Raw genomic sequence first — 15,395 nt, forward strand, 5'->3', positions numbered from 1 at the left:
CAAAGTTAAAACTTTATGGCAATTGATACATTTTTTTTATGGAATGATTTATCGTTTTATAAATTTCCAGACTTTCATCTTTTAGAAGCTGTTCGTGCAGCTCCAAAACTCTTTTGTCGTTTCTTACGGCAGGTCCGGTTTGGGCAGATTTCGGATCGATTTCGTAAATTTTCTCAACCGTTTCATTAATTAACGGTAAAAAATAATCGAATGGAATTTCCTGAGCATCTGAAATTTCTTTAGCTCTTGCAAAAAGATGATTCACAAAATTACAGGCAAAAACTGCGGTCAAATGAATATATTTTCTCTTTTCGTGCGTACTTTCCATTACATTATCTGAAATTCTTGAAGCCAATTCGCTTAAAATTTTTTGGTCTTCCGTGTTTTCAGTTTCAATAAAAAAAGGAATTTTTTTATAATCTAAGTTTTTAGTTTTAGAAAATGTCTGTAAAGGATAAAAGCTTGATTTCCTGTACTCCCCTGCAAGAATTTCTTTTGGAAGCGAGCCAGAAGTATGAGCCACAAGACAATCTTTTTTAGAGATAATTTTAGAAACATTTTCTACCGAATTATCGCTTACGCAAATAATATATAAATCTGCATCCTCAAGTTTTTCTGAAGAATAAGGAATATTTAATTCCGCAGAAATTTTCTGAAGTTCTTTTTCATTTCTTCCAAAAATCTGGGCTAAAGAAATCCCGTTCTGAACGAAGGCTTTTGCCAGATGATAGGCTACATTCCCGGATCCGATAATGACTGTTTGCATGAAACAAAGATAAATATTTTTACTGGGGTGATGGAAGTTGGATGATGGATGTTTTTTATCTTTTATTGTTAAGAAGCTAAATTATAGCACAAAAATTGAATAAGTAATTTAACTTTTAGATATTTTTGTAATCCAAAACAATGAAAGCATCTTATGAAGATTAAAGACGCAGAAATTATTGCGCTGATGCAAAACCCACGGACACTTGAAAAAGGTATTCGGGTGTTGATGGATGCTTATCAGAGTAGATTATATTGGCATATCAGACGTATTATTGTAGATGCAGACCTTGCTCAGGATACTTTGCAGGAAACATTTATAAAAGCATATCAAAATTTTCATCAGTTTAAAAATGACAGCCAGCTTTATACCTGGTTGTACAGAATCGCAACCAATGAAGCTTTGCAGCAAATAAATAAGCTGAAAAAAATGCAGAAAACCGATGAAGATCCTGAATATTATATGCAGAATCTGGTTGCCGATAACATCGACAATGATGCAGAAGAAATACAGATTTTTTTACAAAGAGCCATACAAAGCCTGCCCGAAAAGCAGAAACTGGTATTTATGATGCGGTATTATGATGATTTACCCTACGAAGAAATATCAAAAATAGTTGATATGTCGGTAGGAACTTTAAAGACGAATTATCATTACGCCAAACAAAAAATAGAAGAATATATCAAAGAAAATTACGAGAGATAATTTTTGAGAAAACAAAACATGAAAAATTTTGATCTAGATAATTTAGAACGCAAAAACATTTACAAAGTTCCTGAGAATATGTTTGAAAATATTCAGGAAAAGGTGTTGAGCGGAGTGAAAGATTTTGATCTGGATAATTTAGAACGCAAAAACATCTATAAAGTTTCTGAAACTATGTTTGAAACTGTTCAGGAAAGAGTTCTAAATAAAGTGCAGGATTTCGATCTGGAAAAATTAGATCGCAAAAACGTTTACAAAGTACCTGAACATATGTTTGAAAACATTCAGGACAGAGTGTTGAGTGAGATAAGAGCTGAGCGTAAAGCTCCTGTTTTTAAACTGAATTGGAGATATGCTGCAGCGGCATCTTTAGCGCTTATTTTTGGGTCGACTTTTGTTTATAATTTAAATTCAGATTCAGATTCTTCAATGAATGGAGATCAGGTTATTAATTATGCTGATAACAGAACGACTCCTAAAAAAGAAAGCCAGTTGGCTTACGAAACTTTAGCGTCAGATTTAACTTCGGTTGAAAATCAGAATCAAAGAATTGAAAAACAAACAGATATAAAACCTATGGTTTCACAGGTTATTAATAAAAATACTCCGGCAAACCAGAATAAAAAAGCAGCAAAAACTGCAAATGAAATCGAAATGAATGAATATTTGGAATCGCTTACCAATTCGGAAATAGCAGAATTGGCAAACAATTCTAATCAGGATGTTTATTTAGATTTATATAATTAAGAAAGATGAAAAAGATATTATTTATACTTTTTATGATCTCAGGTTTTGGCTTCAATGCCCAAATCAAGGAGTATGATTGGAAGAAAATGAATCCAGATCAGAGAAAAGAGGTAATAAACAATCTTTCGCCGGATGAAAGAAAAGCACTTCTTACCCAGTTCAGAAACAATATGGTTATTGATATGCTTGATGTTGCACCACAGGATAAAGCAGAATTTACTGCAATGTACAACGAGTATTTAGATAATCAGAAAAAGATAAAAAGTCAGTTCGATTCAAATTTTGATCCCGAAAAACTTACGGAAGAAGAAGCAAAAGTAAAGCTTCAGCAAAGTTTTGAGGTAGGGCAAAAACTATTCGACAACAGAAAAAAGTATGCTGAAAAGATGCAGACCGTAATTCCTTGTCAGAAAGTCCTGAAGCTTTTTCAGTCTGAAGGAATGATGAGAGATAAGATGAATGAAAGAAAACCTCACGGAAAGAAAAAGAGTGCTTCAGGAACGAGGCAAACTCCATAATAGTTTATTTTTTTAATGTTGGACGACCCTTGCAATTTATTGTAAGGGTCGTTTAATTTTTTAAGAAAAAGCCTATTTTTGCAGGAAAAAAAGAGATGAAAAAAATATTTCAGATCGTATTGTGTTTTACGGCAATCTTATCATTTTCTCAGGCAAAAGAAGCAATTAAGTTTAGAGGAAATATTACAAGGTTTGACGACATTACTTACAAAGGATTCAAAGTTTTAGACCAAAGAGAAGATCGATCAATCGGGACAATACCTTTTGGTGAAAATAAAGAAATGAAAGAAGTGGTTTTTCCTACAACTCCGGAAAATGACTTCAGAGTTTGGTACGACAGGGGAAATTCTTTATCAGGAAAGAACGAATTGGTTCTTATTTTAAAAAGGTTAAAACTTTCTACAGGTGAAACTGAGGGAAAGAAAACACACGGGAAAATGGATTTTTCTGCCCAATTGTTCCAAAAAGAAGGCGATCAATATAAGTTTTTGTATAAAAAAGATACCGCTTTTGCCTTTTATGATAAAGAAGTTTCAGAATTAATGGTGAAAAATATTCCCACGGTTTTTTCTGTTTTTATAAAGAAAGCCTATACTTTGGAGCCTATTCAAAATGCGGTAACATTAAATGATCTTTCTGATTATGAATCATATACGAAAAATAATTACCAGGCTTTTAAAAATGAACAATTAAAAGATGGAGTGTATTTAGATTTTACTTCCTTTTTTAATCAAACTCCTGCAGAAGGAAATTATGTTCTCGAAAAAAACGATAAAGGGGAAGTAACAAAAGCAATAAAAACAGAAAACGGAAAAAAAGATAGAATTGCTGCTTATAAAATGTTTGCTTATGTAGAAAACGGCAAAGCGTACAAAAAAACAATGTCCGGTTTCATAGAAATGAATAAAAATGAAAATGGATTTTACATCATAGCAAACAGAGGATATATTTTTCCGGCGCAATACAGCAGTACTTACGGAATGTTTGGTTTAATAGGCGCAGTTGCAGGAACCATTGACCAGGCTGCTAAACAAAAGAAAATGAAAAATGAAGGTAAAGAAGAAATTTACATAGATCCTTTAACTGGAGAGTATGATTTTCAGGATGAATAAATTACAACAAAATGAGAGACCCGAAAGTCTCTCATTTTTATTTTCTATCAGTAGAATAAGAGTAAGGAAAATCTTTTTCATCCGTTCCTCGCTCTTTATTTGGTTGTGAAGTCATATCAAACTTCAGCGTTGCACCTTTCATTAATTCTGAATGACTTAGCCAGTTCTTAGAATATTTTTTTCCGTTAAATTTTAATGAATTGACGTAACGATTTTCATCATTGTTTTTATCAGCTTTAATTTCAATTGTTTTCCCGTTTTCTAAATGAATTTTAGCATTTTTAAACAAAGGAGCTCCCAAAACATACTGATCCGTTGCAGGAGTTACAGGATAAAAACCAAGTGTCGAAAAAATATACCACGCCGAAGTTTGTCCGTTATCTTCATCACCGCAATATCCATCGGGAGTCGGTTGATACAATCGATTCATCGTTTCACGAACCCAATATTGTGTTTTCCAAGGCTCTCCGGAATAATTGTATAAATAAATAATATGTTGGGCAGGCTGATTTCCATGGGCATATTGTCCCATATTCGCGTTTACCATTTCCTGAGTTTCATGGATTGTTGAACCATAATAAGAATTATCATAAATCGGTGGCAATTCAAAAATCTGATCTAATTTTTTTGAAAACTCTTTTCTTCCGCCCATTAATTTTGCCAAGCCTTCAATRTCCTGAAAAACTGACCATGTATAATGCCATGAATTTCCTTCTGTAAACGCATCTCCCCATTTAAAAGGATTAAAAGGAGCCTGAAAACTTCCGTCCTGATTTCTTCCACGCGCCAGTTTTGTTTCGGGATCGATCATTTTCTTGAAATTTTGAGAACGTCTGTAATATTCTTTCCATTCAGATTCCGGTTTTCCTAAAGCTTTTCCGAGCTGTGCGATTGCAAAGTCATCATAAGCATATTCCAAAGTTCTCGCCGCATTTTCATTGATTTTTACATCATATGGAACGTAGCCTAATTTTTTATAATATTCAATTCCTAATCTTCCTGTTGCTTGCGGACCTTCATTATTAGCACCATGAAGTAAAGCCTGATACAATGTTTCAATATCATAACCTCTTAAACCTTTCAAATAAGCATCTGCAACCACCGAAGCCGAATTATTTCCGATCATAATATCAGAATACGACGGACTTGACCATTCCGGTAACCAACCGCCTTCTTTATAATCATTAATCAATCCTTTCTGCATTTCAACATTGATGCTTGGATAAACTAGATTTAAGAAAGGGTAGAGCGCTCGGAAAGTATCCCAAAAACCGGTTCCTGCAAAACGATAACCTGCTTCAATTTTCCCGGAATACGGACTGTAATGAACCACTTCACCAGCTTTATTGATCTCATACATTTTATGCGGAAAACAAAGCATTCTGTACAACGAAGAATAGAAAGTTCTCATTTGATCGATGGTTCCGCCGGCAACTTCTACTTTTTTTAATTTTTCGTTCCAGGCTAATTTTGCTTTATTTAAAGTTTCATTAAATGAATCTTTGCTGAGTTCCCTATGTAAATTTAATTCTGCCTGTTCTAAGCTAATGAAAGAAGAAGCTACTTTCAAATTTACTTTTTCGCCTTTTTTAGTAGCAAAGCCAACCACAGCACCGCAATGATCTCCTGTAATTTCCAAAGCGTCTTTTACAAAATCTTTATCTTTCCAAGCAGCATATTTTGTAAAAGGCTTATCGGCATAAATCACAAAATAGTTTTTGAAATTGGTCAGTTTTCCTCGTGAATATCTTGTTGAATAACCTGTAATTTTATTTTGAGAAGGAATAATTTTTATGTTCGAACCTTTATCAAAAGCATCAATTACAAACCAGGAATCTTCAGAATCAGGATAAGTTAAGCGTATTTGAGCAGCCCTTTCTGTCGGAGTAAGTTCTGCCGTTACATTATGATCTGCTAAATAAACACTGTAATAATAAGGCTTTGAAACTTCCGATTTATGAGAAAACCAGCTTGCTCTTTCATCTTCACTAAAACGCATTTTCCCTGTGATCGGCATAATTGAAAACATTCCATAATCGTTCATCCACGGTGAAGGTTGATGCGTTTGTTTTATTCCTCTTATTTTATCGGCATCATAAGTATATTGCCATCCGTTTCCATTTTTCCCGGTTTGTGGGGTCCACAAATTCATTCCGTGAGGAACTGCAACTGCAGGATACGTGTTTCCGTTTGATAGAGAAGGCTTTGAAAGCGAGCCGATCAACGGATTTACAAATTCTTCCGGATTTTGAGGTGCTTTTTCAATCCACTGCGATTGAAATTGAGAAAATGAAATAATGAAAAGGAGCAAAAAAACTTTTTTCATAGGTTAAAATAATTTAAACACAAATATCATTAATAATATCACAAATTACACGGATTTGAGATTAAAGTTTTTGAACGATTAAGACCATTTAAATTATTAAGGTTAATTACGTGCAGCTGCTAAAAGCGAAGCCACCTTAAATATTCTAAACTTCTTAACCAAAATCTTAATGGTTTAAATTAAATCTAAGGCTTTGTATTTTAGTGGTAAAAATTTGTGCTATTCGTGTTTACATTAGATTTAAAATTAAGAACAAGAAAATCTCTTGCATTTTATTATCTTTGCAAATTACATAGTTCTTAAATGAAAAACATACGAAATTTTTGCATAATCGCTCATATCGACCACGGTAAAAGTACTTTGGCGGATCGTCTTTTGGAGTACACCAATACGGTGACTCAACGAGAATTGCAATCTCAGACGCTAGATGATATGGATTTGGAAAAAGAACGTGGGATTACCATAAAATCTCACGCCATCCAGATGGATTATGAGCTTAATGGCGAAAAATATATCTTAAATCTTATTGATACACCGGGACACGTAGATTTTTCTTACGAAGTTTCGCGTTCTATTGCTGCTTGTGAAGGTGCTCTTTTAATTGTAGATGCTGCACAAAGTATTCAGGCACAGACGATTAGTAATTTATATTTAGCTTTAGAAAATGATCTGGAAATTATTCCGATTCTTAATAAAATAGACCTTCCGTCTGCAAATCCTGAAGAAGTTACCGACGAAATTATGGGACTTCTGGGATGTAAATACGAAGATGTTCTAAGAGTTTCCGGAAAAACAGGAGAAGGAGTTCACGAATTATTGGAAGAAATTGTGAAAAGAGTTCCGCCACCGGTTGGAGATCCTAAAGCGCCGCTTCAGGCATTGATTTTTGACTCAGTGTATAATCCTTTTAGGGGGATTGAAGCTTATTTTAAAATCGTAAATGGAAGTATTTCTAAAAACGAAAAAATTAAATTCTTCGCAACAGGAAAAGAATATGGTGCAGATGAAGTAGGAACTTTAAAACTAAAACAGGTTCCTAAAAAAACAATAGAATGTGGTGATGTAGGTTATCTTATTTCGGGAATTAAAGACGCACGAGAAGTAAAAGTAGGGGATACGATTACCTCTTTTGTAAATCCTGCAGAAGCACCAATTGATGGTTTTGAAGAAGTAAAGCCAATGGTTTTTGCTGGAATTTATCCTATAGAATCTGAAGATTTTGAAGAACTAAGATTTTCATTGGAAAAATTAAGATTAAATGATGCTTCTTTGGTTTTCGAGCCTGAAAGTTCTGCAGCATTAGGTTTTGGTTTCCGTTGCGGATTCTTGGGTATGCTTCACATGGAAATCGTTCAGGAACGTTTAGAGAGAGAGTTTAATATGAACGTGATTACCACGGTTCCCAACGTTTCCTACCACGGATTTTCTAAAAAAGAACCAGATACTCCAATTTTGATCAACAACCCGTCTGAAATGATTGATCCCAATCTTTTGGATAGAGTAGAAGAGCCCTATATAAAAGCTTCTATTATTACAAAATCAGATTTCGTTGGGGCTGTAATGACACTATGTATTGAGAAAAGAGGTGAAATTGTTAACCAAAGTTATCTGACTGCAGATAGAGTAGAATTGACTTTCAATATGCCTTTGGCAGAAGTTGTTTTTGACTTTTATGATCGTTTAAAATCTATTTCTAAAGGATATGCTTCATTCGATTACTCACCAATCGGAATGCGTGCTTCTAAATTAGTAAAAATGGATATCCTGATCAACGGAGATATGGTAGATGCTTTATCTTCATTGATTCACGATTCTAATGCATATTACATTGGTAAAAGAATGTGTGAAAAACTTCGTGAGCTAATTCCGAGACAACAGTTTGATATTGCTGTTCAGGCTGCTTTGGGAGCGAAAGTTATTGCGAGAGAAACCATTAAAGCTTTAAGAAAAGACGTTACCGCAAAATGTTATGGTGGTGATATTTCAAGAAAGAGAAAACTTCTTGAGAAGCAGAAAGAAGGTAAGAAAAAAATGAAGCAAATTGGTAGAGTAGAAGTTCCGCAATCAGCATTTATGGCTGTTTTGAAGCTGAATGACTAGCATCATCGATGCATTTTAAAATAAAAAAGCCGCAGAAATTTTCTGCGGCTTTTGTTTAGAATTTTTATTATTTTCTGGTAAATTTAATTTCCATTGTTTTAAATTCTTTTCCTGTCTTTGCATCGGGAGCATACATTTCCATTTTTTGAGTATTGTCGTCAATAAAAGTGAAAATTTCCCTTACATTACAGTCTTTTCCGGGTCTTGTAGGATCGGTCATTTTTCCTTTAAATTCAATTGATTTTGTTGATGGATTCCAATCGCCTTCCATATTCATAATTCCGGTTCCCATATTGTCGATCCATGTGCTTACAAACTTCTTTTTAGCRTTATCATACCCTAAAATACTTACACCTTCAAAAGGCATTCCCATCATATTTCCTTTGTGGGTACTCATTTGGTAGCGTCCATCAAACATCATTTTGTTTGTTGCTTCAGATTTGCTCATCATAGGTTGTCCGCCGTTTTCCATCCACATTGTGGTTTCTCCGATCCAGTTTCCGTCGGCTTTGGCAATCATTTTCTGCATTTCTCCCGGAGTTGCAAAATCCATCCAGGCTTTTGTTGCGGTTGCCGAATCTACAGGTTTCCACTCTTCAGTGGTTACAGAGTCTTTTTCTGATGAAGTTTTTACATCGATTTTTGTTTTATCACATGCGATAAACAAAAGAGCAGTACAGGCTGCAAAGAATAAATTTTTCATAATTGTTTAGTTTTAAGAAGTTTATAAATGTAATAAAAAATATAATCCGAAAAATTATTTTTTAATGTTGAGATTAAAGTTTCTAATTGTTATTTTTGTGTACTCGTAACGCAAATCAATTTATGAATTCTCCAAAAAAATTACAGGATATAAAAGTTGCTGTCGACGCCGTTATTTTCGGATATTTTGATAAAAAAGATCTTCAGCTTTTGCTGATAAAAAGAAATATTGAACCTTTCAAAGGAGGTTGGGCGCTTCCCGGTGGATTGGTTTTAGATAATGAAAATCTGGATGATGCCGTAAAAAGGGAGCTCCACGAAGAAGCAGGTATAAAGCCCGATTTTTTGGAACAACTTTATACTTTTGGGAATGTTGGCCGTGATCCGCGTAACAGAGTGGTTTCTGTAGCTTATTTGGGGCTTGTCAATCCTTCTTATCACGAGTTGTTTGCAGATTCTGATGCGGATGAGGCGCAATGGTTTAGTGTAAACCAGCTTCCGAAACTGGCTTTTGATCATCAGACAATTATTGATATTGCTTTAAAAAGACTTCGTACAAAAATCCAATATCAGCCAATCGGTTTCAATCTTCTGAGTGAAGAATTTGTTTTTTCAGAACTTGAAAACCTCTATAAAACAATCGTTGGCAAAGAAATCGACCGCCGGAATTTCCGTAAAAAAATCATGAGCTACGGCTTGCTTAATGAAACCGATAATCTTAAAAAAGAAGGTATCAAATTGGCTTTAGCCAAAACTTAAAAGCAATCAAAATTGTGTCATTTGTGAAAAACATTTGTGTCATTCGTGTTTAAAGAAAATAAATTTTAATTACTGAAAATCAATAAATTAAACACTTTAGAGTAAAATTAACGCAAATTAATTTGGATACTAAAATTATATTCTTTTAAATTTGTGTAAAAATAACGCAATAATGAAATATACCTTACAAAATACTGTTGAAAGATTTCAAAGAAAAGAAAAAATAAAATTTCTGTTCTTTTGGGGACATACCGTAAAGGACGAAATTACAAAAGCGTGTTTCAGTCAGTGGTTTCCATTTGAATTTCACGAAAACGGAATCGTTTATAAAACTGCCGAACATTATATGATGGCTGGGAAAGCGAAATTATTTAATGATGAAGAAATTTTAGAAAAAATTTTAAATGCAGCAACACCAAATCAAGCTAAAAGCTTAGGCAGAAAAGTCAAAAACTTTGATCCGAAACTTTGGAATGAACATAAATATGAAATCGTAAAGCAAGGAAATTTTTTGAAGTTCTCTCAAAATGAAGGGCTTAAAGAATATTTACTTTCCACAGAAGATAAAATTTTAGTTGAGGCCAGTCCTTACGATACAATTTGGGGAATTGGAATGTTGGAAACGGATCCAAAAACGGAAAATCCACAGCAATGGAATGGAGAAAACCTGTTGGGATTTGCTTTAATGGAAGTAAGAGACGAATTAAGAGGGTAAAAACACAATAATCAAACACAAAGTATTACTCATGAAAAAGACAGGATTACACCCGCAAATTTTCATAATTGAGAATTTTCTGACTGATGAACAATGTGATCATTATATTGAACAGACCAAAGATAAAGTCTTTGAAGAAGCTAAAATCAATATGGGAGGTCGACAAATGAGAGTAAAGAAGTTCGAAACAATGACAGACTCATGATTTTTGATAACAATTTGGCAGAAAATCTTTTTCAAAAAGCAGTTAAATTTCTTCCTCAAACCCACGAAGATTATCAGGTTTTGGATTTTAATGAAATGTTCAGAATTTATAAATATTCTTCAGGACAGAGATTCAAAATGCATCGGGACGGAAGTTACATCAGAAATGAAAACGAGAAAAGTTTTTACACCTTTTTGATTTATCTTAATGATGATTTTGAAGGCGGAGAAACAGAATTCGAAAGTTTATTCACTGTTGCTCCAAAGAAAGGCTCTGCATTGGTTTTTTACCATCCTTTGAGACATGAAGGAAAAACTTTAATCAGTGGTTTAAAGTACGTTTTGAGAACAGATGTAATGTACTCAAAAAAATAATTCGAAAAGAATTAAAGCAAAACCATGAAGTTTTAAATTAGCGTAAAATCAACACAAAATAAAATGAATTATGGAAGAAGACTTAAAACCCAGATTCATCGAGTCATTACAAAGAAATAATGACCAGATAAGAGAAGACCGTGCCCGAATTATCGGAGAAGATGCAGCGCTGATTTACAGGCGGAGAGTAGAAGATATCGAACTGAAAATTAAAAGACTGGAAAGAGAGCAGGAAGGCTTGATCGACATCAGTCCTTTAGACAAAAACAGTTTGATATTCGCTGATTTTCAGCCGGAAGCATTCGTTCAGAAAGACATAGAATTATCATTAACAATCAGAAATTTAAATATTCAATTGGAATTAACAAGAAACAGATTTGAATATTTATTTGGAAAAAAATATTAAGTTATGGGAAGTACAAGATACGACATGGACGCTCGTTTTGACAGAGCAAGAAAAGCAGGATATGCAACAAAATCTGCCAGTGAAATTTTCACGCAGAATGCAAAAAGAAAAGCACACAAATCGATGAATCCGCACGGTATTACTTTCAGAGAATCAAGAGATTCTTCAGTTCATCCGAATTCAGTTCCTATTATTTTAGGGCTTGATGTGACGGGAAGTATGGGACATATTCCTTATGATTTGATACAGGAAGGATTGCCAAAATTGATGGGCGGAATTATCCAGGGTGGAGTTTCTGATCCGGCTCTTTTGTTTTTAGGAATTGGCGATCATGAATGCGATGGTTATCCGTTGCAGGTCGGTCAGTTTGAATCCGGAGATGAAGAGCTTGATATGTGGTTAACAAGAACTTACATCGAATCTGGAGGTGGTGGAAATGCGGGTGAAAGTTATTTGTTGGCTTGGTATTTTGCCGCTTTTCATACAAGAACGGATGCTTTTGAAAAGAGAAATCAGAAAGGATTATTGTTCACAATAGGTGACGAACCTTGTCTGAAAACACTTCCTGCTTCTGCGATCAGAGAAATTATGGGAACTGGACAACAAACTTTCAAGCACACAGAATTATTAGCAGAAGCTCAAAAGAAATATGAAGTTTTTCACATCAGCGTTTTACATTCAGGACAAGCCGTAAATGCAGATAAAGGTTGGAAAGATCTGTTGGGACAGAATTGTTTGTCAATCGAAGATTACAGAGATGTTCCGAAAGTAATTAAAGAGGTTGTTTGTCAATCGAAGATTACAGAGATGTTCCGAAAGTAATTAAAGAGGTTGTTTGTAGTAAATTTAAAGACTGATTTACAAAAGCAACAGATTTAAAAGGATTAGATAATATTCAAATGTATTAAAAAATGAAAACAGCACAAATAATTATAGGCTTAGGATTTGGGGACGAGGGCAAAGGCATTACCACCGATTTTTTGGCTCAGCAGCATCCTGAGTCTGTAGTTATTCGGTTTTCGGGAGGTCAACAGGCGGCGCATACAGTGATGACTGATGATGAAAAGCACGTTCATTCCAGCTTTGCAAGTGGTGCGCTACGTGGTTTGCCTTCGTATTTTACGGAACATTGCACAATTTATCCGACTTTTCTGTTCAACGAAAGAGAAGAATTAATTCAAAAAAATGGAAATATTGAATTGATTATTCATCCGTTAGCAAAAGTAACAACGCCTTTTGATGTTTTATACAACAGGAAAAATGTCAAAAATTTGGAACACGGAACCTGTGGAAAAGGAGTCGGAGCTACGATGAAAAGAAATGAAAGTCCGTTTAAATTATTTGCAGTGGATTTAATTGCTCCAAGAACGATGCTGATCGAAAAATTAAAAGGAATCGCCAATTATTACGGTTTTGATAAAGGAGAAGAAATTGAAACAGCTTTGCAGGATTTTTTAGAAGCTGTTGATAAAATAAATTGGAAAATAGAAGGTTATGAGTATTTAAAATCATTTAATCATCTTATTTTTGAAGGAAGTCAGGGAATTTTACTGGATATGGATCATGGTGTTTTTCCGAATGTGACTTATGCCAACACCACTTCAAAAAATGCGTTTGAGATCTGTCAGTTTTTAAAAATTGAAGATATCGAAATGTTTTACGTGACAAGATGTTACTCAACACGCCACGGAAGCGGATGGATGAGCAATGAAAAATCGCTGCCATTGAAAAATAATCAGGAAGAAACCTGTACTTTTAATGAATATCAAAAGGATCTGCGTTTCGGGGATTTGGATTATGATTTGTTGAATTATGCGTTGAAAGTTGACGAAGTTTATGTTGTTGCTCAAAAGAAAAATCTGGTGGTGACTTGTCTGGATCAATCAGATGAAAAATTGAAATTAGAAAATCTAAATGTAAAATTTGATGCCGTTTTTGGTTCTTTTTCTCCTTATTCTAAAGATTTTAAAAGAATTGATTAACTAAAAATAATTAAATATAATCAGTTCATTTCATCAATAGGAATGGGCTTTAGCCCATTTTTACAATGAAAAAATCCGAAGGCTTTAGCCAGAAAAAGCGGAACATTAAAAAACATTGAAAAGTGTCTAAATTTAGGTAAAATAAAAATCAAATAATCGAGTGTTTATGATTTTCAATAAAATGATTAAATGATGGAAAAACTCTATGCGAGCTTTATTAAGTAGAACGCCTTTGCGAGCTTAAAAAATCAACAGAATTATTAGCAAAAAACCTTTGTGGACTTTGCGTTAAAAATCAATTAAAAATATAAAAAAGCACAACCATGAAAACAAAAACCTTATACAGACCTGTCGGAGAAAAAGAAATGATTTTAATAATCGAAAGCAATTACAAAAAATTTCCTCCAAGACTGGAATGGCAACCGATTTTCTATCCTGTTTTAAATGAAGATTATGCCTCCGAAATTGCAGAAAAATGGAACACAAAAGACGAAGCCGGAAATTATTTAGGTTTTGTAACCAAGTTTGAAGTGTTGGAAGAAGAAGCAAATAAATATCCTTCGCAAAATGTAGGCGCAAAAAATCATAATGAATTATGGGTTTCTTCGGAAGAATTAGATACTTTTAATCAAGCAATTGTAGGAAATATTAAAGTGACAAAAGTATTTATTGGGAAAGATTTTAAAGAACCTGCGAATGCTGATGTAGAAAATTTATTAATAAACATAAAAACTAACGATGACAAATAAAGGAATTGCAAAAGATACATTGGATATTTTAGCCAAGAAATATTATATCAACGAACACAACGAAAAAATCAACATAGAAAACGAAATGGAGGCATGTATCAATGAAACCGTTTTGTTTTCATCCGAAAAATTATCGGAAATGACAGAAAACGAACTTCCGGAAACCAATTTTGAAACCCAATTTGAAGTCTGGAAATGCAGTTCTTTAAAAGCAATTTTACAATTAGCGGAAGAAGAAAATCAGGAAAAACTAATGTGTCTGAATTTGCATCAGCAAAAAATCCTGGCGGTGGTTTTATCAATGGAGCTGAAGCTCAGGAAGAAAGTCTGGCGAGAACTTCCGGACTTCATGACAGCTTGCTTCAAGGTTGGGAATATTACGTAACCCATCGTGCAATGGAGTCTTGTTTTTACACCGATATGATGATTTATAGCCCGAAAGTTCCCGTCTTCAGGAAAGATAAAGGTGAATTGTTACCGAAGCCAGTTTTGTGTAATTTCATTACTTCTCCGGCAGTGAATGCAGGAGCTGTAAAACGTCAGGAACCAGAAAGAGAAGGCGAAATTTTCGGAGCCATGGATGTAAGAACAGATAAAATGCTGGCTTTGGCTTTAAGTCAGGGAAATGAAACCTTGATTTTAGGAGCTTGGGGATGCGGTGTTTTCAAAAATGATCCGAAAGAAATTGCCGAATTATTTAAAAGCATCTTCACGGAAAGTATAAAAATAAATTTAAAAGAGTGGTCTTTGCGATTCTCTCGAAAAAAGAGGAAATGATAAAACCGTTTGAAGAAATTATGTTAAATATTAAAGTATGAAACTTTATAGATATCAAGGAATAAATAACTTAGAAAGAGATTTGGAATTTATTGGAAATTCTAAAATTTGGACTTCTGAATTTGAGAGTCTAAACGATCCCTCAGAAGGTTTATTTGATTTGAAAGATTTGAAATTTGGTTTAGGAATTTTAACAAGTCTGCTAAGGAAAAATAAAAGTGCAGTGGATATTTATTGTAATACTATAAATAAAATTTCATTACAAGCTAAAAACCAAAGTAGGGGAGTTTATTGTTTATCGAAAGTATATAATAGTGAATTAATGTGGGCTCATTATGCTCAAGGACATAAAGGATATTGCATAGAATATGATTTAGACCTTTTTAAAATAAAATTGCCAAAAAATTGCTTTCTACCCTATGATAATTATTGCTTTTGGACAGAGATAGAAT

General features: G+C 33.9%; 17 protein-coding genes and 1 pseudogene. 15 read left to right on the forward strand and 3 right to left on the reverse strand.

Annotated features, from left to right (window positions below; genetic code table 11):
- Nucleotides 1-13: 13 nt before the first annotated feature.
- The gene (locus tag AB4Y90_RS03305) at nucleotides 14-766 is read right to left on the reverse strand and encodes a Rossmann-like and DUF2520 domain-containing protein (RefSeq protein WP_441555941.1); all 753 of its coding nucleotides are present in this window, start codon (nucleotides 764-766) and stop codon (nucleotides 14-16) included.
- A 153-nt stretch (nucleotides 767-919) separates the two neighbouring features.
- Between AB4Y90_RS03305 and AB4Y90_RS03310 the strand changes: the two genes are divergently transcribed.
- From AB4Y90_RS03310 to AB4Y90_RS03325, 4 genes are all read left to right on the forward strand, one after another.
- Nucleotides 920-1,471, forward strand: a complete 552-nt coding sequence (locus AB4Y90_RS03310) for an RNA polymerase sigma factor (protein ID WP_441555943.1) — start codon at nucleotides 920-922, stop codon at nucleotides 1,469-1,471.
- Between the two features lie 18 nt (nucleotides 1,472-1,489).
- Entirely contained in the window at nucleotides 1,490-2,218 is a 729-nt protein-coding gene (locus tag AB4Y90_RS03315) for a hypothetical protein (RefSeq protein ID WP_441555944.1), read from the forward strand.
- Nucleotides 2,219-2,223: 5 nt separating this feature from the next.
- Nucleotides 2,224-2,736, forward strand: a complete 513-nt coding sequence (locus AB4Y90_RS03320) for a hypothetical protein (RefSeq protein ID WP_441555946.1) — start codon at nucleotides 2,224-2,226, stop codon at nucleotides 2,734-2,736.
- Nucleotides 2,737-2,831: 95 nt separating this feature from the next.
- Nucleotides 2,832-3,848 carry a hypothetical protein gene (locus AB4Y90_RS03325; protein WP_441555948.1) on the forward strand — a complete coding sequence of 339 codons (1,017 nt, stop codon included), beginning with the start codon at nucleotides 2,832-2,834 and terminating at the stop codon, nucleotides 3,846-3,848.
- Between the two features lie 37 nt (nucleotides 3,849-3,885).
- Here AB4Y90_RS03325 and AB4Y90_RS03330 read toward each other — a convergent pair whose 3' ends face one another.
- A complete protein-coding gene (locus AB4Y90_RS03330; RefSeq protein WP_441555950.1) occupies nucleotides 3,886-6,174 on the reverse strand; it encodes a GH92 family glycosyl hydrolase in 2,289 nt (762 codons plus the stop codon).
- 303 nt (nucleotides 6,175-6,477) lie between these two features.
- Between AB4Y90_RS03330 and lepA the strand changes: the two genes are divergently transcribed.
- Nucleotides 6,478-8,274 (forward strand): translation elongation factor 4, encoded by a 1,797-nt coding sequence (gene lepA / locus AB4Y90_RS03335; RefSeq protein ID WP_441555951.1) that lies wholly within the window; start codon nucleotides 6,478-6,480, stop codon nucleotides 8,272-8,274.
- 67 nt (nucleotides 8,275-8,341) lie between these two features.
- On the opposite strand, the gene AB4Y90_RS03340 is transcribed toward lepA, so the two are convergent.
- Nucleotides 8,342-8,977, reverse strand: coding sequence for a DUF1579 domain-containing protein (locus tag AB4Y90_RS03340; protein WP_441555954.1), 636 nt, complete (start codon nucleotides 8,975-8,977; stop codon nucleotides 8,342-8,344).
- A 122-nt stretch (nucleotides 8,978-9,099) separates the two neighbouring features.
- On the opposite strand from AB4Y90_RS03340, the gene AB4Y90_RS03345 reads away from it, so the two are divergent.
- The 10 genes and pseudogenes from AB4Y90_RS03345 to AB4Y90_RS03390 all read left to right on the forward strand — a co-directional run.
- A complete protein-coding gene (locus tag AB4Y90_RS03345; protein ID WP_441555955.1) occupies nucleotides 9,100-9,735 on the forward strand; it encodes an NUDIX domain-containing protein in 636 nt (211 codons plus the stop codon).
- A 172-nt stretch (nucleotides 9,736-9,907) separates the two neighbouring features.
- Complete coding sequence (locus tag AB4Y90_RS03350) at nucleotides 9,908-10,450, forward strand: NADAR family protein (RefSeq protein ID WP_441555957.1); 543 nt, start codon at nucleotides 9,908-9,910, stop codon at nucleotides 10,448-10,450.
- 31 nt (nucleotides 10,451-10,481) lie between these two features.
- On the forward strand, nucleotides 10,482-10,655 hold the full coding sequence (locus AB4Y90_RS03355; protein ID WP_441555959.1) for a hypothetical protein: 174 nt from the start codon (nucleotides 10,482-10,484) through the stop codon (nucleotides 10,653-10,655).
- Nucleotides 10,652-11,029, forward strand: a complete 378-nt coding sequence (locus AB4Y90_RS03360; RefSeq protein ID WP_441555961.1) for a 2OG-Fe(II) oxygenase — start codon at nucleotides 10,652-10,654, stop codon at nucleotides 11,027-11,029. Before AB4Y90_RS03355 ends, AB4Y90_RS03360 begins: the two co-directional genes overlap by 4 nt.
- A 70-nt stretch (nucleotides 11,030-11,099) precedes the next feature.
- Nucleotides 11,100-11,435 (forward strand): hypothetical protein, encoded by a 336-nt coding sequence (locus AB4Y90_RS03365; RefSeq protein ID WP_441555962.1) that lies wholly within the window; start codon nucleotides 11,100-11,102, stop codon nucleotides 11,433-11,435.
- Between the two features lie 3 nt (nucleotides 11,436-11,438).
- Nucleotides 11,439-12,257 (forward strand): hypothetical protein, encoded by an 819-nt coding sequence (locus AB4Y90_RS03370; protein ID WP_441555964.1) that lies wholly within the window; start codon nucleotides 11,439-11,441, stop codon nucleotides 12,255-12,257.
- Between the two features lie 89 nt (nucleotides 12,258-12,346).
- Complete coding sequence (locus tag AB4Y90_RS03375; RefSeq protein ID WP_441555966.1) at nucleotides 12,347-13,417, forward strand: adenylosuccinate synthetase; 1,071 nt, start codon at nucleotides 12,347-12,349, stop codon at nucleotides 13,415-13,417.
- 323 nt (nucleotides 13,418-13,740) lie between these two features.
- Complete coding sequence (locus AB4Y90_RS03380; protein WP_441555967.1) at nucleotides 13,741-14,166, forward strand: ADP-ribosylation/crystallin J1; 426 nt, start codon at nucleotides 13,741-13,743, stop codon at nucleotides 14,164-14,166.
- Nucleotides 14,156-14,943: pseudogene (locus AB4Y90_RS03385) on the forward strand (TIGR02452 family protein). Before AB4Y90_RS03380 ends, AB4Y90_RS03385 begins: the two are co-directional and overlap by 11 nt.
- A 37-nt stretch (nucleotides 14,944-14,980) precedes the next feature.
- On the forward strand, nucleotides 14,981-15,395 hold a 415-nt coding region (locus tag AB4Y90_RS03390; RefSeq protein ID WP_441555969.1), incomplete at its 3' end, for a DUF2971 domain-containing protein.

The sequence above is a fragment of the Chryseobacterium sp. 2TAF14 genome, from assembly GCF_052115105.1.
Lineage (GTDB): Bacteria > Bacteroidota > Bacteroidia > Flavobacteriales > Weeksellaceae > Chryseobacterium.

Excerpts from the sequence above, each read along its gene's own strand:
- AB4Y90_RS03305 (WP_441555941.1), bottom strand. The coding sequence starts at position 766 with ATGCAAACAGTCATTATCGGATCCGGGAATGTAGCCTATCATCTGGCA.
- AB4Y90_RS03310 (WP_441555943.1), top strand. The coding sequence starts at position 920 with ATGAAGATTAAAGACGCAGAAATTATTGCGCTGATGCAAAACCCACGG.
- AB4Y90_RS03315 (WP_441555944.1), top strand. The coding sequence starts at position 1,490 with ATGAAAAATTTTGATCTAGATAATTTAGAACGCAAAAACATTTACAAA.
- AB4Y90_RS03320 (WP_441555946.1), top strand. The coding sequence starts at position 2,224 with ATGAAAAAGATATTATTTATACTTTTTATGATCTCAGGTTTTGGCTTC.
- AB4Y90_RS03325 (WP_441555948.1), top strand. The coding sequence starts at position 2,832 with ATGAAAAAAATATTTCAGATCGTATTGTGTTTTACGGCAATCTTATCA.
- lepA (WP_441555951.1), top strand. The coding sequence starts at position 6,478 with ATGAAAAACATACGAAATTTTTGCATAATCGCTCATATCGACCACGGT.
- AB4Y90_RS03345 (WP_441555955.1), top strand. The coding sequence starts at position 9,100 with ATGAATTCTCCAAAAAAATTACAGGATATAAAAGTTGCTGTCGACGCC.
- AB4Y90_RS03350 (WP_441555957.1), top strand. The coding sequence starts at position 9,908 with ATGAAATATACCTTACAAAATACTGTTGAAAGATTTCAAAGAAAAGAA.
- AB4Y90_RS03355 (WP_441555959.1), top strand. The coding sequence starts at position 10,482 with ATGAAAAAGACAGGATTACACCCGCAAATTTTCATAATTGAGAATTTT.
- AB4Y90_RS03360 (WP_441555961.1), top strand. The coding sequence starts at position 10,652 with ATGATTTTTGATAACAATTTGGCAGAAAATCTTTTTCAAAAAGCAGTT.
- AB4Y90_RS03365 (WP_441555962.1), top strand. The coding sequence starts at position 11,100 with ATGGAAGAAGACTTAAAACCCAGATTCATCGAGTCATTACAAAGAAAT.
- AB4Y90_RS03370 (WP_441555964.1), top strand. The coding sequence starts at position 11,439 with ATGGGAAGTACAAGATACGACATGGACGCTCGTTTTGACAGAGCAAGA.
- AB4Y90_RS03375 (WP_441555966.1), top strand. The coding sequence starts at position 12,347 with ATGAAAACAGCACAAATAATTATAGGCTTAGGATTTGGGGACGAGGGC.
- AB4Y90_RS03380 (WP_441555967.1), top strand. The coding sequence starts at position 13,741 with ATGAAAACAAAAACCTTATACAGACCTGTCGGAGAAAAAGAAATGATT.